The sequence below is a fragment of the Blastomonas fulva genome (assembly GCF_003431825.1).
GTDB lineage: Bacteria > Pseudomonadota > Alphaproteobacteria > Sphingomonadales > Sphingomonadaceae > Blastomonas > Blastomonas fulva.
The window spans coordinates 702,221-724,779 of sequence record NZ_CP020083.1 but is presented as its reverse complement, the minus strand read 5'-3'; the positions used below and the strand labels follow the sequence as shown (position 1 = coordinate 724,779).

The following is a 22,559-nucleotide window of genomic DNA, read 5'->3' as shown; positions in this document are numbered from 1 at the left end:
AATGCGATGCTTCAGAAATTGACCCGCGCCGAGACCCCGTAGGTTGCCCCGGGCGCCTGGGTGACGCCCGACGTGCCGTTGCGATTGCCGCCGAACGCGATGTCGAAGCGGTTGTTGCCAGCGTTCTGGACGAAGGCCAGCACGTCGAAGACTCCGAAATCGAGTCCCGCCGACAGGTTCAGCAGATCGATCTGACCGATCCGGAAGGCATTGGCGACATCCTGAAACCCGCCTGAGCGGTTCGAATAGGCCGCATTGGCGATCACATCGATGCTGTCGGTCAGTGGACGGCGCACCTCGGCGTTAAGCGAAAAGCTCCATTCGCGCGTTGCAGGCAGTTGCAATCCGTCGAGCGGCGTGACCGTACCCAGCCCCCGGATGAAGGTGCCGCTGGTGAATTCGGGGTTCATCCAGCCCAGGCTGCCGCCCAGCGTCACGCCTTCGATCGGCGTGACCGAACCTTCCAGCTCGATCCCCCAGGTCTTGGCCTTGCCGGCGTTGTCGAGGAAGCCTTGAAGCCCTGGTGCGGCGGTAAAATCGAAAAACGGCACCAGCACATCGTCCTGCGTCAGCAGATAGGCCGATACCCCGATCAGCGCCTTGCCGTCCAGCAGCGTGGTCTTGGCCCCGATCTCGTAATTGACCGAGGTCTCCTGCCCGTATTCGAGGTTAGCCGCATTGGCGACGTTGAAGTTGAAGCCCCCTGCGCGGAAGCCGGTCTGGATCTTGGCGTAGATATTGGCATCGCCCGGCGTCCACGACAGGGTCACCCCCGGCGTGAAGCGGTTGAACCCGCGCGTCAGGTTGGCGGTTTGCGGCACCAGCCCGAACCCTGCGAGCGCTGGCGTGGGGTTGAAGGCGAAGTTCACCCGCTTGGTATCATCGGTGTAGCGCGCGCTAGCGATCAGGCTGATGTCGTCGGCCAGCGCGATATCGGCCTCTATGAACCCGGCCCAGGATTCGAGCGACTGATCATTGGCGATGCCAAGCACGAAGGGTACCGTTCCGCCGCCAAGAAAGGTGCGGATGCTGACGAGATCCGTGGCGATGTCTCCCGTCGCACTCTCGTCGAGATAGGTGATCCCGGCGAGCACCGAGACCGCGCCCCATTGCGGCGAGAGCCAGCGCAATTCGACATTGCGGCTTTCGACCCGGTTGAACCGGGTGGTAACCTGCTGGCCGAGGTCGCCGGTGGCCAGGTTGGGGATGATGTTGGCCGAAAGATCGGTGTCTTCCACACCACGCAGCTTGTAGTCGCGCCCGCCTGCAATCAGCGTGAAGGTGCCTGCGGTTTCGCTTTCATAGGCAAGCTCTGCGGCGAGCCGGTCGACATTATAGCTGTTGCGCGGTTGCGTGTCGCGGCGGATGGTGCGGCGCGTTTCGCCCGCGTCGCGGAAGAACAGGGCGGTACCGGGCGTGTCGGCATCGGTATGCTCATAGGTAAGGGTTGCGCTGAACCCGCCTGCCGGAGCAAAGCGCGCTACCACCCTGCCGCTGATCGAATCCTGCCGGTCGATGAACTCGTTGGTGACGGTGTTGAGATACTCTCCCTTATCCTGATCGATGTATAGGCCCGAGAAGCGCACCCCGAAGCTGTCGCTCACGGGGAGGTTGGCCATCGCCTCGATCTCCCGCCGGTCGTAGCGGGCAAGCGTACCGCGCACCAGTCCCGCAAATTCGCCGGTCGGCCGCTTTGAGATGACATTGACCGCCCCGCCGACCGCATTGCGGCCATACAGCGCGCCCTGCGGCCCGCGCAGTACTTCGACCCGTTCCAAATCGTAGAACTGGGTGGGGAAGCTGATGAAGCCGCTCGAATAGATTTCGTCGACATACATTGCGACGCCCGGCTCCGCGAAGAGCGTCGGTGTCCCGACCCCGCGGATAGAGATGTCGCGCGCGGTCCCGGCGTTGTTTTCGACAAGGAAGGCCCCCGGCACCTGCAGCAGCAGATCGCGCGGCTCCTGCAAGCGGGCGTCGGTGATCTGGCTGGGCGAAAGCGCGGTGATTGGGCCGGGCACATCAACCAGACGCTCCTCGCGCTTGCGGGCAGTGACGATGATCTCGCCGGTGGTGGCGCGGCTCTCGGTGCTTTCGTCCGAGGCGATATCATCCTGCGCGGCGACCACTCCCGGGCTCACGGCCATGAACACCGCTGCTGCACTCGACATCAATCCTGATCTGGTCACATCACCCTCCCTATTGCAGCAGCGCTCCCCGTGGCCGCGACAATAACATAATCAGATTATTTTTTGAGATTTGTCAATCGTGGTGTCGAGAGCTGGTGCTGGGCTGTGCCGGTCCGGCCACACTGTCAGGCATTGAACGCCACAATTCCACGTCTGGGTATCGTCCCGCGCTGGCTGGGAGATTGAATGTCGCGGGGGCGTGAGGTCGGCCCGTGTTTGTCTCCTGTCACGGCCCTAGGCTCAGGACTCATTGCAGATGGCCGACATGAAGGTGTGGGCGCATAGATCGTAACGGGTGTGGATGCGGCGCCGGTCTTTGAGCTTTCCGCACATGGTTGAACAGCGCCTGGTCTTCTAGGCGCCTTGTGCTTTCAAAATCCGCTATCGTTAAATTTCGACGGGCGACAGCATCCCACTCCTGATCCGTTTGCGCGGAAGGGGGGGACATCTCGATGGAATCGAACACGTCCTGTCGGGCTTCCTCTCGTGTTTTGTAGGTCCTGCGCCGGCTGCGTTCGCGCTTGAGCGACGAGAAGAAGGTCTCGGCGACGGCATTGTCGCGGCAATTGCCGCTGTCGTTCCAGGCCTGACGGATCAGCTCCGTTTGCCGGGCATCGTCTTAAGCCCGCTGGCTCCGAGGGCTCTTCTGCCAGGCATAGAAGCCACTGGGCTGGATGCGCAAACAACGACACATCAAGCGAACCTGGAACTGGTCACGATGCTCGGCAACAGACGCCTATCTCACTTTGCATCCCTGGCGAAGTACGCGGTGGCTTTTTTTTGGATGTCGCGCTCCTCGGTCACTCGGGCCAAATCACGCTTCAACAGCCCGATCTCGGCATCCTTACGGGTATCGCCAGACGCTTTCCGGGCGAACCGCTTCTTCCAGGCGTACAGCGAATGCGGACTGACACTCGATTGGCAAGAACGTCCTCTTTGGCAAAAGGGCGACGAGGTTGCTATGCCAGCAGCCCCTAATTGAGGGACCATTTGACGGAAGGCTGGCTCGGCTCTCGATCAAGATTGGCAGTTTCACCAGGATTGCAGGGGTAGCCGGTGGCGGAGACGGAGGGATTCGAACCCTCGGTGGGAGTAATCCCCCCACGACGGTTTAGCAAACCGTTGGTTTCAGCCACTCACCCACGTCTCCGCATGGCACGCATCTGAATGCGAGCAAGCCCCTGCCTTGGGGCCGGTCGATTGGCCAGAGCGCGCTATAGCGGCGCCTTGGGCGGGGATCAACCGGATAGTTGGCAGATGTGTTGATCGCCTGCAATTGACCCGAGTTTGCCGCCCGGGCTGCAGGCAAGCCGCGGGTTTTCCACGATTTGGCGTGTTTTTGACTCGGGCTGCCGCACCATCGACTCGGGTCATCGCCGGTTCATTGTGCGCGCTGCACAAATGCGGGATTCGTGTCAGCCAGTGCATGAGCGGGAGGCAAATCTATGCGATCAGGGCTATTCAAGCACATTCTGGCGGCTGCCGGGGTGATGGCCATGGCGCTGGGCGGGCCTGTGGCCGGCATGGCCCATGCGCAAGTCACCACCGTCGATCCCAACGAGGCGATCGATTCCGACCTGGCACCGCCGCGGGCGCCCGAAACCAGTGCGCCGCTCGACCAGGGCTATGATTATGGCACCCCCGATTCGGGCGCGGCCAGCGGCGAGGTTTATGCGCCGCCGCCCGCCAGCGCGCCGCAGCCCGGTCTGGACACCCAGCCGGGCTTCGAGGCGCAGTCGGGAACTGCCGACAACGGCTATCAGAAGGATGACCTCATCGGCGCCGCCGAGGGCGTGTTCGGCAAGGGCGCCGAGGGCCTGGCCGGACTGATCGAGGATATCCTGCGCAAGCAGGGCGAGCCCAACGGCTATATCATCGGGCGCGAGGCTTCGGGCGCGTTTGTGGTCGGGCTGCGCTATGGCTCGGGTACGCTGCACCACAAGGTGGAGGGCGAGCGGCCGGTCTACTGGACCGGTCCGTCGATCGGGTTTGACGCCGGCGCCAATGCCGGCAACACCTTCGTGCTGGTCTATAACCTGTATGACAGCGAGGACCTCTACAAGCGCTTTGGCGCGGGCGAGGGCGCGGCCTATCTGGTCGGCGGTTTCCACACCAGCTACCTGCGCCGCGGCGATGTCGTGCTGATCCCGGTGCGCATGGGGCTGGGCCTCAGGCTGGGGATCAACGCCGGCTACATGAAGTTCACCCGCAAACGAAATTTCGTTCCGTTCTGATGACTTAGCCCGCAGGGTCGCACTGCCAGAAATGGGCAAAGAAAGGCCGGTTGTCGCATTATCGTGGCAACCGGCCTTTTTGCCTTTTTGCCTTGCCCCGGCGTCAAGCTGGCGGCATGGAGGCACGCGCATTTTCCTGACGCCGGACGCTACGACTCCGGCAACATTATTGCTATTATTGGGGGATTGATCCGTGCTTGAACAATTGAAGGCGCAACCGGCCGACGCGCTGCTCGCGCTTATCAAGCTTTATGCCGCTGACGAACGCGCCGAGAAGATCGACCTTGGCGTTGGCGTCTATCGCACCGCCGATGGCGCTACGCCGGTATTTGCGGCGATCAAGGCGGCCGAGGCAAGGCTGCTCGCGGACCAGAACAGCAAGAGCTATCTCGGCCCCGAAGGCGATATGGGCTTTGTCCGCGCGATCATGCCGTGGATGCTGGGCGATTTCGACCCGGCCGGACGCATCGACGGGCTGCAGACCCCGGGCGGCACCGGTGCGGTGCGGCTTGCGGCGGACCTGCTGCTCAAGGCCGGCGTCCGTCGCATCTGGATGGGCACGCCCAGCTGGCCCAACCATGTGCAGATCCTCAATGCAGTGGGGCTTGCCTGCGAGACCTTCCGCCATATGGATGTCGCGACCCAGCGGCTTGACTTCAACGCGCTCGAAGCCGCGCTCGACAAGGCCGAGGCAGGCGACGCGGTGCTGCTCCACGGATGCTGCCACAACCCCACCGGCGCGGATTATAGCGAAACCCAGTGGGACGAGATTGCCGAGACGGTGGCGGCCAAGCGGCTGTTCCCGCTGATCGACCTTGCCTATCACGGCCTTGGCCATGGCTTCGAGGCGGACGGCTATGGCCTGCGTGCGGTGCTCTCGCGCGTGCCCGAGGCGCTGATTGCGTACAGCTGCGACAAGAATTTCGGCCTCTATCGCGAGCGCGTCGGCGCGCTGTATGTGATGACCGAAAGCCCCGCGCAGCAGGCATCGGTGCAATCGAACCTGGCCGCGCTCGCGCGCGCCAACTGGTCGATGCCGCCCGATCATGGCGCGGCATCGGTGCGGATCGTGCTGGAAGACGAAGGCCTCACCAAGATCTGGCTCGACGAGCTTGCATCGATGCGGGCGCGGATGCGCGGCGTGCGCGATGCGCTGGCGGCGCATCAGGCGATCGGGTCGGTCAATCTCGCCGCGGTCGGCCAGCAGAACGGACTGTTCTCGGTGCTGCAGCTGACCTCCGAACAGATTGCCGCACTGCGCGCCGACTATGGCGTGTACATGGCGGGATCGGGACGGATCAACATCGCCGGATTCACCGACGCCAATATCCCGCACTTCATCGAAGGGCTGCGCGCGGTCACCGCATAAGCGCACCCCCCGATCGGGCGATCAGCCGACCAGTTCGGTCAGCGTCTCGACAGTGAGCACCTGCGGCAGGATGACCGGGTCGCTGCCGGGCTTGTACCACACATACAGTGGTACGCCCGAGCGGCCCTGCGCCTCGAGATAGCGGCTGATCGCGGCATCGCGGCGGGTCCAATCGCCTTCCAGCACCACCACGCCCGCCTTGCTGAACGCGGCGGCGGTGGCCTCGCGCTGGATCGCGGCGGCTTCGTTGGCCTTGCAGGTGATGCACCAGTCGGCGGTGAAATAAGCGAACACCGGGGTCCCCGCAGCGCGCAGCTGCGCAAGCTTCGCCTCGCTGAACGGCTGGGCGGGAAGGGTGGCACCGGCAGAGGTGCCGGGCGAGGCTGCACTTCCTCCCGTCGGCAGCAGCAGCACGGCCGCGACCGCGCTGGCAAGCGCCGGGGCAAGCGGCAGCCAGCCGCTGCGTCCGGCCTTCTGCCGCGCGCCCAGCCACCACAGCAGCAACGCCAGCAGCATCGCGGCGGCAAGGCCGAAGAGCACGCCGGTGTTGCCCGTCTGCTGGCCCAGCAGCCAGACCAGCGCCAGCCCGGTCAGGAACATCGGCACCGCCATGATGCTGCGGAAGGTGCCCATCCAAGCCCCCGGTCGTGGCAGGCGGTGGCGCAGCGCAGGGATGAAGCCGATCGCGAGGAACGGCAGCGCAAGGCCCAGGCCCAGGCCTGCGAACACCAGCAGCGCGGCAGGCACCGGCAGCACAAGCGCGCTGCCCATCGCCGCGGCCATGAAAGGTCCGGTGCAGGGTGTTGCGACGAAGGCCGCGAGCGCGCCGGTCCAGAACGAGCCTGCCGCACCGCCCCTGCCGATGAGGCTCGAGCCTGCAGAAATGCTGCCGAACTCGAACAGTCCGGCCAGGTTGAAGGAAATCGTGGTGACCAGCAGCAACAGGCCCAGGATGATGCGCGGGTCCTGCAGCTGGAATGCCCAGCCGATCTGCTCGCCGCCCGCGCGCAGGATCAGCAGCAGTCCGCCCAGCGCGACGCACACCAGCACGATGCCCGCAGTATAGGCCAGCGCATCGCGCCGCGCACCGCGCTCGTCGCCACCGGCCTTGGCAAGGCTGATCGCCTTCAGGCTGAGGATCGGGAAGACGCAGGGCATGATGTTGAGCAGCAGGCCGCCGAGCAGCGCGCCGCCCAACGCGGCCGCGAGCAGGGCCAGCATGCCGCCCTCGGGCTCATCCGCTGCGGCGGCATCGATCCGGGTGCCGCCGGGCGCCACCGCGCCCTTATCGGCCACCAGCTCGAGCCCGAGATGCTCACCGATGCGCAGCACGCCTGCCAGCGGTCCCGCCAATGCGCCGCTCGCCTCGGTCTCGATGATCAGCCGGTCGCCATCGCGGAAAAAGGCCTGGGGCGCGCTGTAGCGCACCGCCCGTTCGGTGCTTGCGAAGAAATAGGGCGCCTCGATATCGCCCGCTGCGGGATAGGGGACGGCGATGCGCAGGATCTTGCCGTCGAGCTGATACGTCGCCTTCGATCCCAAAGGCGCGGGCAGGCGCTGGCGCCAGCCGTCGAACCGGGCGCGGGTGTCCTTGCTGGTCGCGCCGTCGCCCACGATCAGGCTGGTCGATAGCGTCGCGCTTTCGGGCACGCAGATCTCGTCGGTGCAGGCCAGCCAGTCGGCCTTGACCGAGATTGGCAGGCGGGCGCCGGGGGCCAGGGACGGATCGATGGTCAGCGCCACCAGAGGCGCGTAGGCGCCCTCGAACACATGGTTCATCAGCCCGGCGATGATCAGCGTTTCGGGCACGGGATAGCGCAACTCGCCCGCGCTCACCCCCCTGGGCAGGTTCCATGTCAGCGTCATGCCCAGCCCGGCATCGCCGGGGTTCAGCCAATAGCCGTGCCAGCCGGACTTGGGCGTCATCGCAAAGGCGAGATCGACGGTGCTTCCCGGCGCGGGCGCGGGGCTTTCGGCGACCAAAGATGCCGCGATGTTGTTGGGGCCGCGCTGCAGCGGTTGCGCGACAAGCTGTGTCGACGCGGCGAGCGGCAACAGGGTCAGCATCACCGCCAGTACGGCTTTCAGGAGGCGCATCGTCATTGGCGGCCGATGTAGTCGCTTTGCGAGCTTTCGCCAATGGGTCAACGGGCCCTTGCCCGGAACCGACCTTGTGGTCGAGGGGTACGCTCCTTGAGCGCTCGGCTTTTCCCCCACCCATTGGCAGATTCATGACCCTCTTGTTCATCTATGTTGGCAGCGCGCTGGGAATATCGTTCCTGTGCTCGCTGCTCGAAGCCTCTTTGCTCACCATCACACCGTCTGCGATCCAGACCGGCAAGACCAACGGCGCACGCTGGGCCGATGGCATGGAGGTGCTCAAGCGCGACGTCGATCGCCCGCTGGCGGCGATCCTGACGCTCAACACGGTCGCGCATACGATGGGCGCGGCAGGCGCAGGCGCCGAATATGCGCGGCTGTTCGGCAATTCAACGCAGGCGATCTTCGCCGCCGCGCTGACGGTGGCGGTGCTGATCCTGACCGAGATCATCCCCAAGACCATCGGCGCGCGCTATGCGCTGCAGCTTGCGCCCTTTGTCGGGCGGGTGCTGCCGGTGATGATCCGCCTGCTCGCGCCCTTGGTCTGGTTTTCGCAGCAGCTGACCCGGCTGATCACCTTCGGCCAGGCCGCGCACGCGCCCCGGCATCGCGAGGAACTGATGGCGGTCGCGCGGATGGGGAGCGATTCAGGCCAGCTGCATCGGCAGGAAAGCGAGGTGCTGCACAATCTGCTGCAGCTGGGTGAGGTCAAGACCTGGGACATCATGACCCCGCGCACGGTGGTGTTCGGGCTGCCGAAGACCACGCCGCTGGCCGAATTTGTGGGCGAGGTGCGCGACAAGCCTTTCACCCGCATCCCGATTTCGGATACCGACCCGGCCGATGTCATCGGCTTCGTGCTCAAGGGGGAGGTGCTGATGCACATCATCGAGCAGGGCGATCGGGCGCGGCAGGGTGAGGCCACGCTCGACAGCCTGATCCGGCCGATGACCAGCACGCTGGGCACGGTGCCCGTGGACCGGTTGTTTCAACGGTTCATCGAGGAGAACCACCACATCATGCTGGTGGTCGACGAATATGGCTCGGCGCAGGGCATCGTCACGCTGGAGGATGTGGTCGAGACCATCTTCGGGCTCGAGATCATCGACGAGGTCGACAAGATCCCCGACATGCAGGCCTATGCCCGTGACATGTGGAAGGCGCGCGCGAGGCGGATCGGGATCGACGCCACGGCAAACTGATGGGTCAGCGCTGGTCGTAGGGGCTCAGGCCCTTGCCCAGCCGGTTTTCGCCCAGCGGGATCGGATCGCGGCTCCAGTTGGCGACGAACCAGGTGTTGCGCTCGACGCCCGGCGCCAGGCTTGCGTCATTGCCGAATATCTGCAGGCCAGCCGAGGAATAGCTGCGGCCCTCGGCGGCCACAGCGATGAAGGCCGACCAGTTTTCCTTGTTTTGCCCCTGCACGAAGATGTTGCGGGTGATCTCGCCGCTCGCGCCGCCGGGCAGGTCAATCATGTAGTTGCTGCCATTGCCGCGGCTGTCGTCGAAGCTCGAATCGGTGATGCTGACCCGGGCTGCGCGGCTTTTGACATAGTGCCCGCCCTGGCCCTTCTCGAAGCGCGAGCGGGTGACGGTGAGCGAGCCGTAATCGCCGATATAGAGCGAATGCGCACAGTCCGATGCGCACAGGCCGAGCCCCGAGAACGTGCTCTTGTCGATGACGATGCGGCCGCCGGGGTTTTGCGCCGAAAGGATACCCTGCTGGCTGTCGCGGAACAGGCTGTTGACGACGGTCAGGTCACCCCATTCCAGCCGGATGCCTGCGCCGTTCTCGTCGCGCACCGCGATGTTCTGGAAGATCAGCCCCTCGACCCGCGCGCTGCGGCCGCGCAGCACCAGGGTGGCCTTGTCCTCGCACACGCCGCCGTCGAAGATCGCGGTCCCCGGGGTGACCGCGCGGTAGGTGATGTTGCCCGCCTCCTGCACCACGCAGTCGCGCCAGATGCCGGGCTGTACCTCGATCGTCCCGGTGCCCCCGCCGATCTTGCCAACAGCATCGGCGAGCGAGCGATATTCCTTGCCGGTCTCGGCGATACGATAGGGTGTGGGGCGCCCCTGCTGCGCGGAGAGCGGGACGGCGATGCTGGCGAGCAGCGCAACGAGCAGGAGGATGCGAAAGAAGGTCATGCCGCGGAAAATAGCACAGCGGCACAAAAACGCGCGGATTTAGAGGGTTAACGTAAGGCCCGTCCCGTCACGGGACAGGCCCGGGGGCATCCGTTACCGGCGCACTCTTGCGCTTGCGGCCGTAGACCAGATCGAACAGCGGCGATGCCATGAAGGTCGTGACGATCGCCATGATCACCAGCATCGAAAACAGCGCCGGACCGATGATGCCGCGCTGCAGGCCGATGTTGATGATGATCAGCTCCATCATGCCGCGCGCATTCATCAACGCGCCGATCGCCATGGCGGTCGCATTGTCCTGCCCGGTCAGCCGCGCGGCGACATAGCAGGCGACCCCCTTGGCGAGGATCGATGCGGCAAGGATCCCCATCGCGATCGCCAGCAGCTCGGCATTGTTGACCACGGTCAGCTGGGTGTTGAGCCCCGAATAGGCGAAGAACATCGGGATCAGCAGCACCATCACGATCGGCTCGAGCTGGCGCTGGACATCGTTGGCGAGCAGCCCGCGCGGCATGCAGATGCCCAGGATGAATCCGCCCAGCACCGCGTGGATGCCGATGAAGTCCATCGCGAATGCGGCCATCATGAACAGCACGAACACCACCGCCAGCATCGAATGCGTGACCTTGCCATCGCGCTCGGCGATCCGGCCCAGAGGCGCGAGCAGCCGCCGCCCGTAGATCAGCATGAACGCGGCAAACGCCGCGCCGCCGGCGATCGCCTTGATCGCGACGCCCGGGCCATCGCCGAAGCTCGCCAGCACGATGGCGAGCACCGTCCACGCGGCGGCATCGTCGATCGCGCCGGCTGACAGCGTCAGGCTGCCCAGCCGTGTATCGGTGAGCCCGCGTTCGTGAATGATCCGCGCGAGCATGGGAAAGGCGGTGATCGCGATGCACGCGCCCAGGAACAGGGTCGCCTGGAACTGGTTGACGTCGCTGGCGAACAGCCCGGGCACCCGTTGCAGCATCGGGGCGAGCACGACGGCGACCAGGAACGGGACCGCCATGCCGGTAAAGGATACCGCAGCGGCGCTGCCCATTTGCGCGCGGAAGTGATCCGAGCGAAAGCCCAGCCCGACGATGAACATGTACAGCCCGACGCCCAGCTGCGCGCAGACGAACAGCACGTCGCGGGTTTCTGCTGGGAACAGCGCGGCCTGCACGTCGGGAAGGACATAGCCGAACAGCGAGGGGCCGAGCACCACGCCCGCCATCATCTCGCCGACCACCTGGGGCTGGCCCAGCCACCGGCGAACCGCATAGCCGATCACCCTGCAGGTGGCGATGATCAGCGCCATCTGCAGGAAGAAATACGCGCTGAGCTCCGATGGTGTCACGCGTTACAGGCCCCTTGGGGGACTGCCGCAGCGCCAGTCCCGGCGGGATGTTGCGGTTTAGTGCGCGGGAGTCAACACATCCGCACCGATCCCGACCGGTCAGTCCAGATTGGGACGCAGCCAGCGGCGGGCGGTGTCCATGTCCACCCCGCGCCTGTGGGCATAATCGATGAGCTGATCCTCACCGATCCGCGCCACGCCGAAATAGGCCGAGTCCGGATGACCGAAATAGAAGCCGCTCACCGCCGCGGTCGGCAGCATCGCAAAGCTTTCGGTCAGCGTGATGCCGGTTGCATCGGTGGCCTTGAGCATCTCGAACAGCGCAGGCTTGGCGCTGTGGTCGGGGCAGGCGGGATAGCCCGGCGCGGGGCGGATGCCGCGATACTGCTCCTTGATCAGCGCCTCGTTGGTCAGCTGCTCGCCTGCCGCATAGCCCCACAGGGTGGTGCGCACGTGCTGGTGCAGGCGTTCGGCAAAGGCTTCGGCGAGGCGGTCGGCCAGCGCTTTCAGCAGGATGTCGTTGTAATCGTCGTGATTGGCCTGGAACTTTGCCAGCTGCTCGTCGATGCCATGCCCTGCGGTGACCGCAAAGCCGCCGATCCAGTCACCCGCGGTGTCGATGAAGTCTGCAAGGCACATGTTCGCCCGGCCCTCGCGCTTGGCAATCTGCTGGCGCAGGAACGGCATGCGGATTTCCTCGCCGCCGGCATGGATGAAGACATCGTCGCCATCGCGCTGGCACGGCCACAGCCCGACCACGCCCTTCGCGGTGAGCCATTTCTCTTCGATGATCTGGTCGAGCATCGCATTGGCATCGGCGAACAAGGACGTCGCGCTCTCGCCGACCACTTCGTCGGTGAGGATTGCGGGGAAGTTGCCCGCCAGCTCCCACGCACGGAAGAATGGCGTCCAGTCGATGCATTCGCGAAGGTCGGCAAGGTCCCAGTCCTCGAACACGTGGAGGCCAGGCTGCACCGGCGCAGGCGGCTTCTGGCTCATGTCGGCGACAAAGCCGTTGGCGCGCGCGACCTCGAGCGGGGCGAGCTCGTTCTGCCCCTTGTTGGCGCGGGCGATGCGGACGGCTTCGTATTCCTCGGCGACCTTGAGCACGAAGGGATCGCGGTTGGTCTGGCTGACCAGGTTCGAGGCGACGCCGACCGCGCGGCTGGCATCGAGCACGTGGATCACCGGGCCTTCATACGCCGGCGCGATCCTGAGCGCGGTGTGGACCTTGGAAGTGGTGGCCCCGCCGATCATCAGCGGCATGGTCATGCCCGCCTTCTGCATTTCCTCGGCCACGGTCACCATCTCGTCGAGCGAGGGGGTGATCAGGCCGGACAGGCCGATGATGTCGGCCTTGTTGTCGTTAGCGGCCTTGAGGATGTCGTGCCAGGGCACCATCACGCCCAGATCGACGACCTCATAGCCGTTGCACTGCAGCACTACGCCGACGATGTTCTTGCCGATATCGTGCACATCGCCCTTCACGGTCGCCATGATGATCCGGCCCTTGCCCTTGGCATTGGGGTCCTTCTCGGCCTCGATATAGGGGAACAGGTGCGCGACCGCCTTCTTCATCACGCGTGCGGATTTGACCACCTGCGGCAGGAACATCTTTCCCTCGCCGAACAGGTCGCCGACCACGTTCATCCCGTCCATCAGCGGGCCTTCGATGACCTCTATCGGGCGGGTCGCTTCAAGCCGCGCTTCCTCGGTATCCTCGACGATATGCGCGTCGATGCCCTTGACGAGCGCATACTCCAGCCGCTTGACCACCGGCCAGCTGCGCCATTCGGCGGCCTGCTTCTCGGCGCGCTCGTCCTTGCCGCGGAAGGATTCGGCCAGCGTGATCAGCCGCTCGGTCGAATCCTCGCGCCTGTCCCAGATCACATCCTCGCACGCTTCGCGCAGCTCGGGATTGATGTCGTCATAGATGTCGAGCTGCCCTGCGTTGACGATGCCCATGTCCATGCCTGCCTTGATGGCGTGGTAGAGGAACACGCTGTGCATCGCGCGGCGCACCGGCTCGTTGCCACGGAAGCTGAACGACAGGTTGGAGACGCCGCCCGAGATATGGACATGCGGGCAACGCTTCTTGATCTCGGTGCACGCTTCGATGAAGTCGATGGCATAGCGGCGATGCTCGTCGATGCCGGTGGCGACCGCGAAGATGTTGGGGTCGAAGATGATGTCTTCGGGCGGGAAACCGATTCCGGTGAGCAACTTGTACGCGCGCTCGCAGATCTCGACCTTGCGCTCCTTGGTGTCGGCCTGCCCGACTTCGTCGAACGCCATCACGACCACGGCCGCGCCGTAATCCATGCAGATCCGCGCGTGGCGCAGGAACTCTTCCTCGCCTTCCTTCATGCTGATCGAGTTGACGATCGGCTTGCCCGAAACGCATTTGAGACCCGCCTCGATCACCGACCATTTCGACGAATCGATCATGAACGGAACGCGCGCGATGTCGGGCTCGGCGGCGATCAGCTTGAGATAGCGGGTCATCGCGGCGTGCGCGTCGAGCAGGCCTTCGTCCATGTTGATGTCGACGACCTGCGCGCCGTTCTCCACCTGCTGGCGCGCGACATCGACCGCCTCTTCATAGCGGTCTTCCATGATCAGCTTCTTGAACTTGGCAGAGCCGGTAACGTTGGTGCGCTCGCCGATGTTGACGAACTGGGCGGTGGACTGGGTCATTTTTTCTCAATTCTCTCCCCTCCCGCTTGCGGGAGGGGGTAGGGGGTGGGCGCGGCTACAAAACTTCGGGCAGGTTCAGGCCCACCCCGGCCTCGCCTGCGGCGCGGCCTACCCCTCCCGCAGGCGGGAGGGGAGAAGTCTGGATCAAGCCGCCATCGTGAACGGCTCCAGCCCGGCGAGGCGCGTCTGCACCGGCGGGGTGGGGATGGCGCGGGGCTGGGCATCGGCAACCGCGCGCGCGATTGCGCCGATATGCGCAGGGGTGGTGCCGCAGCAGCCGCCGACGATGTTGATCAGGCCGTCGTCGAGCCACTGCTTGATCAGCTCTGCGGTCTGTTCGGGCAGCTCGTCATACTGGCCAAGATCATTGGGCAGCCCGGCATTGGGATAGGCCATCACCAAAGTATCGGCCTGCCGCGCCAGTGCCGCGAGATGCGGACGCAGCAGGTCGGCGCCGAACGAGCAGTTGAGCCCGATGGTCAGCGGCTTGATGTGCCGCACCGCGTGCCAGAACGCCTCGACGGTGTGGCCGGACAGGTTGCGTCCGGCCATGTCGGTGATCGTCATCGAGATCATGATCGGCACTTCGCGCCCGGCAGCCTGCGCCGCATCACGAGCGGCCATCGCGGCGGCCTTGGCGTTCAGCGTGTCGAAGATCGTCTCGATCAGGATGAAGTCTACCCCGCCTTCGACCAGTGCGTCGCACTGTTCGCGATAGACATCGCGCATGGTATCGAAATCGACCTCGCGATAGCCCGGATCGTTGACGTCCGGAGACAGCGACAGCGTCTTGTTGGTCGGGCCGATCGCACCTGCCACAAAGCGGGGCTTGCCGTCACGGGCATGCGCCGCATTGGCTTCCTCGCGCGCGACACGGGCGGATTCCAGATTGATCTCGCGCACCAGATGTTCCGCGCCATAATCGGCCTGGCTGATGCGGTTGGCGCTGAAGGTGTTGGTCTCGATGATATCCGATCCTGCATCCAGATAGGCGCGGTGGATTCCCGCGATCACCGGAGGACAGGTGAGCGCGAGGATATCGTTGTTGCCCTTCTGGTCGTGCGTGAACTCCAGATTGCCCCGGAAATCCTGCTCGGTCAGCTTGGCCGCCTGAATTGCGGTGCCATAGCCGCCGTCGAGCATCATGATGCGGGTGGCGGCGATCGACTTGAGGTGTTCGGCGGGGGTCACGCGGCATTCTCCTGGAGAACCGGAGCCGCCTGTGCGTGCCGGTTGGCGCGCAGGCCAAGCAGGTGGCAGATCGCAAAGCTGAGCTCGGCCCGGTTGAGGGTGTAGAAATGGAAGTGGCGCACACCGCCCGAATAGAGCCGGCGGCACAGTTCGGCGGCCACCGTGGCAGCAACCAGCTGGCGGGTGGTGGGGTGATCGTCCAGCCCTTCGAACAGGTCGTTCATCCATTGCGGGATTGCGGTGCCGCACATTCCCGCGATCTTGCGGGTGGTGGCGACATTGCTGACCGGCAGGATGCCCGGCAGGATCGGCTTGGTGATGCCGGCCTTGGTATAGGCATCGCGAAAGCGGAAGAACGCTTCGGGCGAGAAGAAGAACTGGCTGATCGCCTGGTCCGCGCCCGCATCGATCTTGCGCTTGAGATTGTCGATGTCGCTGTCGGCACAATCGGCATCGGGATGGGTTTCAGGGTAAGCCGCGACCGAAATCTCGAACGGCGCGACTTTCTTGAGGCCGGTGACCAGCTCTGCGGCATTGGCATAGCCGCCCGGATGGGGGCTGAACTTCTCGCCCGCACGCGGCGGATCACCGCGCAGCGCGACGATGTGGCGCACGCCCGCGTTCCAGTAGTTCTGCGCGATCTCGTCGATCTCGTCGCGAGTCGCATCGACGCAGGTCAGATGCGCTGCGGCGGGAATCGCGGTTTCGGCCGCAATCCGTGCAACGGTGGCGTGGGTGCGCTCGCGGGTCGACCCGCCCGCGCCATAGGTCACCGAGACGAACTTGGGCTTGAGCGGCGCCAGCGTGGTCAGGGTGTCCCACAAGGTCTCTTCCATCTTCTCGGTCTTGGGCGGGAAGAACTCGAAGCTCACCTCGACATCGCCGGCCAGCCCTGCGAACAGCGGGGTACCAAGCGCCTCGCGCGCTTCAGCCAGTTGTTTGAGCGACAGGGTCATGCAGCAGCCTTTCTGGGCGTTTGTTGTCTTTGCGGGTGGAGGGAGGCGGGCGGCGCCTTGCCATGCCGCACCCCCAGCCAGATTTTCACGGTGAGCGCGCCGCCCGAAAGGCTGCGCGTCTCGATAAGGTCGATCCCGGCACCGGCAAGCATCGTGGCGATCTGGTCGTCGCCGAAGCCGAGCCGCGCATGCGCGTCGCGTTCGCGCAACTCCTCCAGCGCATGCGGGGCAAAATCGACGATGGCGATGCGCGCGCCGGGTGCTGCCACCCGGCCTGCCTCGTCGATCACCCCTTGCGGGTTCTGCGCATAATGCAGCACCTGGTGCAGCAGGATCGTGTCGAAGCCCTGGTCGATCAGCGGCAGCGCGTAGAAATCCGCCTGCACCAGATCGACCTGTTCGGTGGCGTGATGTTGCAGCTTGGCGCGCGCCAGCCGCAGCATTTCAGGGCTGCGATCGAGCGCGGTGCTGTGTTCGGCGCTGTCGGCGAACAGCTCGATCATCCGCCCGGTGCCGGTGCCGATATCGAGCAGACGCCCCAACGGCTGGTCGCGAATCATATCCGCCAGCGCGGCTTCGACGTCGGCCTCGGGCAGGTGCAGCGACCGGATGGCATCCCATTGCCCGGCATGCTGCGCGAAGAAATCGGCCGCACGCTGCTCGCGGATGGCGCGAATCGCATCCAGCTGCGCCCGGTCGGCGGCGTGTTGCGCGCTCAGCACCGGACCGACGGCATCGTCGTGGCGCAGGAAGGCATCGAGCAGGCTGGCAGCCTTGTGGTTCAGCCGCGGCAGCGCGGGGCGCAGGAACACCCAGCTGCCTTCCTTGTGCCGCTCGGCAAGCCCAGCCTCTGCCAGAATGCGCACATGGCGCGAGACGCGCGGCTGGCTCTGGTCCAGCACTGCCGCAAGCTCCCCAACCGAAAGCTCCATCAGCTGCAGCAGCAGCATGATGCGCAAACGGCTGTCGTCGGCCAAGGCCTTGAAGAGCAGCGTCATATCCATGAAAGGGCATATAAAGAATTCTTTATATGTGGTCAATGCGGCATATTGCCCGGCGCGGGAAGCTGCCGGAAAAGCCGCGTGGCCCATGCGATTTGTAAGCTTGTGTCTCTGTTTGGCGACTTTCCCAACCAAAGTGATTGCAAAGGCGAAAAACTGTCGCTAGATGCGCCGGTCCGACAGTGGGGGCTTGTCTGAAGCTTGTCGGCACAATTGTGACGTGTTTAACTCCTTTTGGGCTGGTGATCAGCCAATTAGAACAGGACGGAAGTTCAAGATGAAGACCATTTTTTCGATCGCATCGGTTGCCGCTCTCTCGCTGGCCCTGGCTGCTTGCGGCGCAGAAAACACCGAAGAAGCTGCCACCGCAGAAGCAACCGCTGAAGAAGCTGCTGATGCCGGCATGGAAGCTGCTGAAGCTGCTGGCGACGCCGCTGCTGAAGCAACCGAAGCTGCTGGTGAAGCCACCGAAGCTGCTGCTGAAGGCGCTGTGAACGCTGCTGAAGCTGGCGCTGACGAAGCTGCTGCTGCTGCTGGCGAAGCCAAGGACGCTGCTGCGGCCGCTGGTGAAGCTGCCAAGAAGGCTGCTGAATAAGCCATGCATCGCTTCTTCGGAAGCATGCTGAAGATACTGGCCGTCAGCGTTAGCGCGCTGGCGGCCATGTCTTGTGGGGCAGCGGACAATGATCCGGGCCCCGGCGGTGTCACGGTGGGCGAGGCCCGCGCGCTGGACGAAGCCGCCGAAATGCTCGACGAGCGCAATGCCGATCCCGCTGCTGCCTCCGCGCAGCAAGGCGCAGCGCAGGACGCGCCCGCGCAATAGCAGGTTTCGCCTCGGTCGGCCTGCCGCTATCAAGCCGGGCATGACCGACACATCCTCCCCCATGACCTATGCGCGCTATCTCGCGCTCGATTCGCTGCTCGATTGCCAGCAGCCCCAGTCGTCCGAGGACGACGAGATGCTGTTCATCATCATCCACCAGACCAAGGAACTGTGGCTCAAGCAGATCATCCGCGAGCTGCGGATGGCGAATGCCCAGGTGGCTTCGGACGCGCTGATCCCCGCGTACAAGGGGCTGGCCCGGGTCAGCCGCATCCAGGCGGTGATGACGTTGAGCTGGGATATCCTCTCGACGATGACGCCAAGCGACTATACCCGCTTCCGCAACGTGCTGGGCCCCAGCTCGGGCTTCCAGTCGGACCAGTTCCGGACGGTCGAATATCTGCTCGGCCTCAAGGACAAGGCGTTCCTCAAGTTTCAGGACGACCGGCCCGAGGCGCAGGCGGCGATGGCCGAGGCGCTGGCCAGCCCCAGCCTATGGGACAACGCGATCGCGGCCGCCGCGCGCGCCGGCTTTGCCATCCCGGCAGAGGTGCTGGAGCGCGATTTCAGCCAGGCCTATGCGCCACATACCGCAGTCGAGGACGCCTTCGTCCAGGTCTATGCCGATCCCGAGCGCCACTGGGACCTGTACCAGCTTGCCGAGAAGCTGGTCGATCTCGACGATGCCATGGCCGCCTGGCGGCACAAGCACGTGCTGACGGTCGAGCGGATCATCGGCATGAAGCGCGGCACTGGCGGCACCGCGGGCGCGGCCTATCTGCACAATACGCTGGGCAAGAAGGCGTTTCCGGAACTGTGGTCGCTGCGCACGCGGCTATAGCCTTAGCTTTGCGAATTCCTCTTTCGTCATTCCCGCGAACGCGGGAATACCGCTTTCTTGGCCGACGTCGACGCAGTAGCCGGACCCCCGCGTGCGCGGGGGTGACGAATCAGGAGGGCACGAGTGCAACTTGGCGGGACAGCGGGTTCCCTGGCGCTGCAAACCGCACTAGGGCTATGCCATGACCACCGCCCCGCTCCCCGATACCGAAACACGCGGCCTGCTGGCACTGCTGCCCGCTGCGGCGCGACCCTATGCGCTGCTGGCGCGGTTCGACCGGCCGATCGGCTGGTGGCTGCTCTATTGGCCTTGCCCGTACGCGCTGGCGCTGTCGGGCGGGCTGCGCACGCATTGGCCACTGGTGCTGTGGATGCTGCTCGGCGCGATCGCGATGCGCGGCGCAGGCTGCGTGTACAACGATATCGTCGACCGCGATCTTGACGCGCAGGTGGCACGTACCCGCGGGCGCCCGCTGGCGAGCGGCGCGGTGAGCCTCAAGGCCGCCTGGGCCTGGCTGCTGGCGCTGTGCGCGATCGGGCTGGTGGTGCTGGTCCAGCTCAACCTGCTTTCGGCGCTGATCGCAATCGGCTCGCTTGCGCTGGTCGCGGCCTATCCGTTCATGAAGCGGATCACGTGGTGGCCGCAGGCCTGGCTCGGGCTGGTGTTCAGCTGGGGCGCGCTCGTCGCCTGGGCGGCGGTGGACGATGCGCTGCCGCTGCCTGCGTTCCTGCTCTATTTCGGCTGCGTTGCCTGGGTCATCGGCTATGACACCATCTACGCGCTGCAGGATGTCGAGGACGATGCACTGGTCGGCATCCGTTCGAGCGCGCGCGCAATGGGCGCTGCCGTCAGGCCTGGCGTCGCGCTGTTCTATGCGCTGACCCTGGGCCTCTGGGCAGCGGCGATCTGGCAGGTCCGCCCCGATGTGCTGGCGCTCGCCGCGCTGGCGCCCGTCGCGCTGCACCTTTGCTGGCAGGTCGTCGCGCTCAAGCCCGCCGATCCGCAGGACCCGCTGACCAAGTTCCGCAGCAACCGCGATGCCGGGCTGCTGGCCTTTCTGGCCTTTGCGACGGTGGGGCTGGCGGGGTAGCATCATGACCTGCAAGGTAATGGTTTAGCCTATCTCTCCCCGCTAGGATCGCGGCCATGCCACAGGATACCCGCACATCCGAGCCCGCCGGGCAACAGCTGCGCCAATGGCGCGAGCGCCGCCGCCTCAGCCAGTTGCAACTGGCGCTGGAGGTGGAGATGTCCACCCGGCATCTCAGTTTCGTCGAAACCGGGCGTGCCCAGCCCAGCCGCGACATGATCATCCGTCTCGCCGACTATCTCGATATCCCGCTGCGCGCGCGCAACCAGATCCTGCTGTCAGCAGGGCTGGCGCCCGAGTTCGAGGAGACAGGCCTTTCCGCGCCCGAAATGGCCGAGGCACTGGCGGCGGTCGAGCATCTGCTCAAGGCGCACGAGCCGTTTCCCGCGCTGGCGGTGGATCGGCACTGGAACATGGTGGCGGCCAATGGCGCGCTGGCGCTGCTGACCGAGCAGATCGCGCCGCACCTTCTGGTGCCGCCGGTCAACGTGCTGCGGCTGGCGCTCCACCCCGATGGTCTGGCGCCGCAGATCGTCAATTACGAGCAATGGCGCAGCTACATCCTCCACCGGCTCGACCGCGATATCGAGCTAACCGCCGATGCAGCGCTCAGCCTGCTGCGCGATGAGCTGGCGGGCTATCCGGGGTCGGCAAACGACAATGCCCCTGCCGGGCGCGCGCCGATCGCGCTGCCGCTGGTGATCGATACGGTGGCGGGCAGGCTGTCCTTCATGACCACGGTGACGATCTTCGGCACGCCGCGCGACATCACGCTGTCGGAACTCGCGCTCGAGACGTTCTTTCCCGCCGACGCGCGCACCATGCAGGTGCTGCGCTCGCTGGGTGGAGCCTGACATCAGCGGTGTTAGGGGGGAAGGGCAGGGCGGTGCGAGACCTGTGAAGCGACCGCCCTGCCTATCTTTGAAGACGACTGTGCTCTTGCCGATGCAGACCGTGTGCCAGTCCGATCATTGCAAGCGCTGTCATAGGGTTAGATGGTTAACGAAAGCTTCGAGTTGTAATCGGGTGTAAAATATCCCGACAACGCGATCATGGTTAGCAAAACCCTAAATCTGCGCCGACCGCTGCCGTTCATGGTCTGGACCACGATATTCCAGCGAAGGAGTTGCAGCAATGATCGGATTACTGGCGCAAAAGGGACTTGGCCTGTTCACACGCAGCGCCGCGCAGCCTTCGCCGGACCGTGACCGGCTGATCGGACTGCTCGACATGCTGGTCGATCAATGCGACCGCGAGGCCGACCTGATCGACGATGCGACGCTGCTGCCCGATCGCTATTACTCGGTAGCCCGCGCCGCCGTGCAGGGGCATTACCGGATCGAGCCCGAGCGCATTGCCGAACGCCTGCTGCGCCACTGAGCGCAGGCCGCTTGCCCAGGCTATCGTTTTCGCGCTTGGCAGCACCGGTTTGATCGGCGATGACAGGGGCCATGGCTGACCAGATATCTCCGGCGTCCGAACGCGAAACCCCGACCATCGATCCGCGCACCGGCGAACCCCTGCCCGAGGCGACGCCTGCAGCAACCATCATCGTGTTCCGGCAATTGCCCGGGGGCGGGGCGCCTGAACTGCTGATGGTCGAACGCTCGGCGCAGATGGTGTTCGCAGGAGGCGCCGTGGTGTTTCCCGGCGGCCGGGTTGATCCCGACGACCACGCGCTCGCCGCCACTATGTACCATGCGCTCGAGCCCGACGATGCCGCCGCACGGATCGCGGCCATTCGCGAGACGATCGAGGAAACCGGGCTGGGCCTGGGCTTCGTAGATCCGCCCGAGCGCGATGCGCTGGCCAGCGCGCGCGCGGCGATGCACGGCGGCGCCGTGTTCTCGGACGTGGTGCGCACCGCCGGATGGCAGTTCGATCTGTCCGCGCTTACCCCGTTCACCCGCTGGCGGCCGCCGTTCAACAGGCACCGCGTTTTCGACACGCGATTCTTCATCGCGCAGTGCGATGGGCATGATCACATCATCGAAGTAGACGAGACCGAGAACCGGCACCTGTTCTGGGCAACTGCAGCCGAGGCGCTGGCAATGGCGCAAGAGGGCAAGGTCAAACTCATCTTCCCGACGCGGCGCAATCTGGAACGGCTGGCGCAGTTCGGCAGCATAGGCGAGGCGCTGGACCATATCGCCCGTTACCCATCGCAGATGATCATGCCCTATATAGAGGATCGCGACGGCCAGCCGCATCTGTGCATCGACGAGGATCTGGGCTATCCGGTGACCAGCGAGCCGATCACCAGCGCGATGCGCGGCTGATCCTTTTCCGGCGTGCCCGTAAAAAGCCGCGCGCAAGGGGAACCCCGGCGCGGCCGGCCGCGTAACCCGTTCATCCCAACCGGAGATGAACAATGTTGCAATATGCCCTTATCTTCCTGATCGTCGCGATTGTCGCGGGCGTTCTGGGTTTTGGCGGAATTGCCGGCGCGTCTGCCGGGATTGCCAAGATCCTGTTCTTCCTGTTCCTGCTGTTCCTGGTGATCAGCCTGGTCATGCATCTGGTGCGCGGTCGAGCGTAACGCCGCAGACGCAAGGCAGACACAAAAAAGGCCCGGAGCGAT

The 22,559-nt window shown here is 64.9% G+C and carries 19 protein-coding genes, 1 tRNA gene and 1 pseudogene; 11 read left to right on the top strand and 10 right to left on the bottom strand.

Translation table 11 applies throughout. The annotated features are described in order from the left end of the window. Nucleotides 1-11 precede the first annotated feature (11 nt). The 3 genes and pseudogenes from B5J99_RS03465 to B5J99_RS03455 all read right to left on the bottom strand — a co-directional run bounded on the left by B5J99_RS03465 (nt 12) and on the right by B5J99_RS03455 (nt 3,339). Nucleotides 12-2,189 (bottom strand): TonB-dependent receptor, encoded by a 2,178-nt coding sequence (locus B5J99_RS03465; protein WP_162892435.1) that lies wholly within the window; start codon nt 2,187-2,189, stop codon nt 12-14. Between the two features lie 387 nt (nt 2,190-2,576). Then, nucleotides 2,577-2,760, bottom strand: a pseudogene (locus B5J99_RS20045) (IS3 family transposase); the annotation flags it as partial. Between the two features lie 486 nt (nt 2,761-3,246). After that, nucleotides 3,247-3,339 (bottom strand) — tRNA-Ser (locus B5J99_RS03455). Nucleotides 3,340-3,634: 295 nt separating this feature from the next. Here B5J99_RS03455 and B5J99_RS03450 point away from each other — a divergent pair. Further along, nucleotides 3,635-4,423: a DUF1134 domain-containing protein gene (locus B5J99_RS03450; RefSeq protein ID WP_069050840.1), complete on the top strand. Its 789-nt coding sequence runs from the start codon at nt 3,635-3,637 to the stop codon at nt 4,421-4,423. Between the two features lie 193 nt (nt 4,424-4,616). Next, on the top strand, nt 4,617-5,792 hold the full coding sequence (locus B5J99_RS03445; RefSeq protein ID WP_054135877.1) for an amino acid aminotransferase: 1,176 nt from the start codon (nt 4,617-4,619) through the stop codon (nt 5,790-5,792). Between the two features lie 21 nt (nt 5,793-5,813). Here the strand turns inward: B5J99_RS03445 and B5J99_RS03440 are convergent, their stop codons facing one another. Then, the gene (locus B5J99_RS03440; protein ID WP_117353338.1) at nt 5,814-7,889 is read right to left on the bottom strand and encodes a protein-disulfide reductase DsbD family protein; all 2,076 of its coding nucleotides are present in this window, start codon (nt 7,887-7,889) and stop codon (nt 5,814-5,816) included. A 134-nt stretch (nt 7,890-8,023) separates the two neighbouring features. On the opposite strand from B5J99_RS03440, the gene B5J99_RS03435 reads away from it, so the two are divergent. After that, the gene (locus B5J99_RS03435) at nt 8,024-9,094 is read left to right on the top strand and encodes a CNNM domain-containing protein (RefSeq protein WP_117351473.1); all 1,071 of its coding nucleotides are present in this window, start codon (nt 8,024-8,026) and stop codon (nt 9,092-9,094) included. A 4-nt stretch (nt 9,095-9,098) separates the two neighbouring features. Here B5J99_RS03435 and B5J99_RS03430 read toward each other — a convergent pair whose 3' ends face one another. From B5J99_RS03430 to B5J99_RS03405, 6 genes are all read right to left on the bottom strand, one after another. Continuing rightward, nucleotides 9,099-10,040 carry a right-handed parallel beta-helix repeat-containing protein gene (locus B5J99_RS03430; RefSeq protein WP_117351472.1) on the bottom strand — a complete coding sequence of 314 codons (942 nt, stop codon included), beginning with the start codon at nt 10,038-10,040 and terminating at the stop codon, nt 9,099-9,101. A 67-nt stretch (nt 10,041-10,107) separates the two neighbouring features. Next, the gene (locus B5J99_RS03425; RefSeq protein ID WP_054135880.1) at nt 10,108-11,379 is read right to left on the bottom strand and encodes a cation:proton antiporter; all 1,272 of its coding nucleotides are present in this window, start codon (nt 11,377-11,379) and stop codon (nt 10,108-10,110) included. Nucleotides 11,380-11,478: 99 nt separating this feature from the next. Beyond that, nucleotides 11,479-14,076, bottom strand: coding sequence for a methionine synthase (gene metH, locus B5J99_RS03420; RefSeq protein ID WP_117351471.1), 2,598 nt, complete (start codon nt 14,074-14,076; stop codon nt 11,479-11,481). A 144-nt stretch (nt 14,077-14,220) separates the two neighbouring features. Continuing rightward, the gene (locus B5J99_RS03415) at nt 14,221-15,267 is read right to left on the bottom strand and encodes a homocysteine S-methyltransferase family protein (RefSeq protein ID WP_054133817.1); all 1,047 of its coding nucleotides are present in this window, start codon (nt 15,265-15,267) and stop codon (nt 14,221-14,223) included. Beyond that, nucleotides 15,264-16,223, bottom strand: coding sequence for a methylenetetrahydrofolate reductase (gene metF / locus B5J99_RS03410; protein WP_054133818.1), 960 nt, complete (start codon nt 16,221-16,223; stop codon nt 15,264-15,266). Before metF ends, B5J99_RS03415 begins: the two co-directional genes overlap by 4 nt. After that, nucleotides 16,220-17,227 (bottom strand): ArsR/SmtB family transcription factor, encoded by a 1,008-nt coding sequence (locus B5J99_RS03405; protein WP_117351470.1) that lies wholly within the window; start codon nt 17,225-17,227, stop codon nt 16,220-16,222. Before B5J99_RS03405 ends, metF begins: the two co-directional genes overlap by 4 nt. Before the next feature lie 217 nt (nt 17,228-17,444). Here B5J99_RS03405 and B5J99_RS03400 point away from each other — a divergent pair, with 217 nt between their 5' ends. The 8 genes from B5J99_RS03400 to B5J99_RS03365 all read left to right on the top strand — a co-directional run bounded on the left by B5J99_RS03400 (nt 17,445) and on the right by B5J99_RS03365 (nt 22,517). Beyond that, nucleotides 17,445-17,819 carry a hypothetical protein gene (locus tag B5J99_RS03400; protein WP_197275731.1) on the top strand — a complete coding sequence of 125 codons (375 nt, stop codon included), beginning with the start codon at nt 17,445-17,447 and terminating at the stop codon, nt 17,817-17,819. A 24-nt stretch (nt 17,820-17,843) separates the two neighbouring features. Continuing rightward, nucleotides 17,844-18,047, top strand: coding sequence for a hypothetical protein (locus tag B5J99_RS03395; RefSeq protein ID WP_117351469.1), 204 nt, complete (start codon nt 17,844-17,846; stop codon nt 18,045-18,047). Nucleotides 18,048-18,087: 40 nt separating this feature from the next. Further along, nucleotides 18,088-18,888, top strand: coding sequence for a tryptophan 2,3-dioxygenase (locus B5J99_RS03390; protein WP_117351468.1), 801 nt, complete (start codon nt 18,088-18,090; stop codon nt 18,886-18,888). 181 nt (nt 18,889-19,069) lie between these two features. After that, nucleotides 19,070-19,978, top strand: coding sequence for a 4-hydroxybenzoate octaprenyltransferase (gene ubiA / locus B5J99_RS03385; RefSeq protein ID WP_117351467.1), 909 nt, complete (start codon nt 19,070-19,072; stop codon nt 19,976-19,978). Between the two features lie 56 nt (nt 19,979-20,034). Beyond that, nucleotides 20,035-20,832: a helix-turn-helix domain-containing protein gene (locus B5J99_RS03380; protein WP_069050830.1), complete on the top strand. Its 798-nt coding sequence runs from the start codon at nt 20,035-20,037 to the stop codon at nt 20,830-20,832. Nucleotides 20,833-21,112: 280 nt separating this feature from the next. Next, nucleotides 21,113-21,358: a hypothetical protein gene (locus B5J99_RS03375; RefSeq protein WP_054133873.1), complete on the top strand. Its 246-nt coding sequence runs from the start codon at nt 21,113-21,115 to the stop codon at nt 21,356-21,358. Between the two features lie 71 nt (nt 21,359-21,429). After that, on the top strand, nt 21,430-22,257 hold the full coding sequence (locus B5J99_RS03370; RefSeq protein WP_117351466.1) for an NUDIX hydrolase: 828 nt from the start codon (nt 21,430-21,432) through the stop codon (nt 22,255-22,257). A 92-nt stretch (nt 22,258-22,349) separates the two neighbouring features. Then, nucleotides 22,350-22,517, top strand: a complete 168-nt coding sequence (locus B5J99_RS03365; RefSeq protein ID WP_069050829.1) for a DUF1328 domain-containing protein — start codon at nt 22,350-22,352, stop codon at nt 22,515-22,517. Nucleotides 22,518-22,559 lie beyond the last annotated feature (42 nt).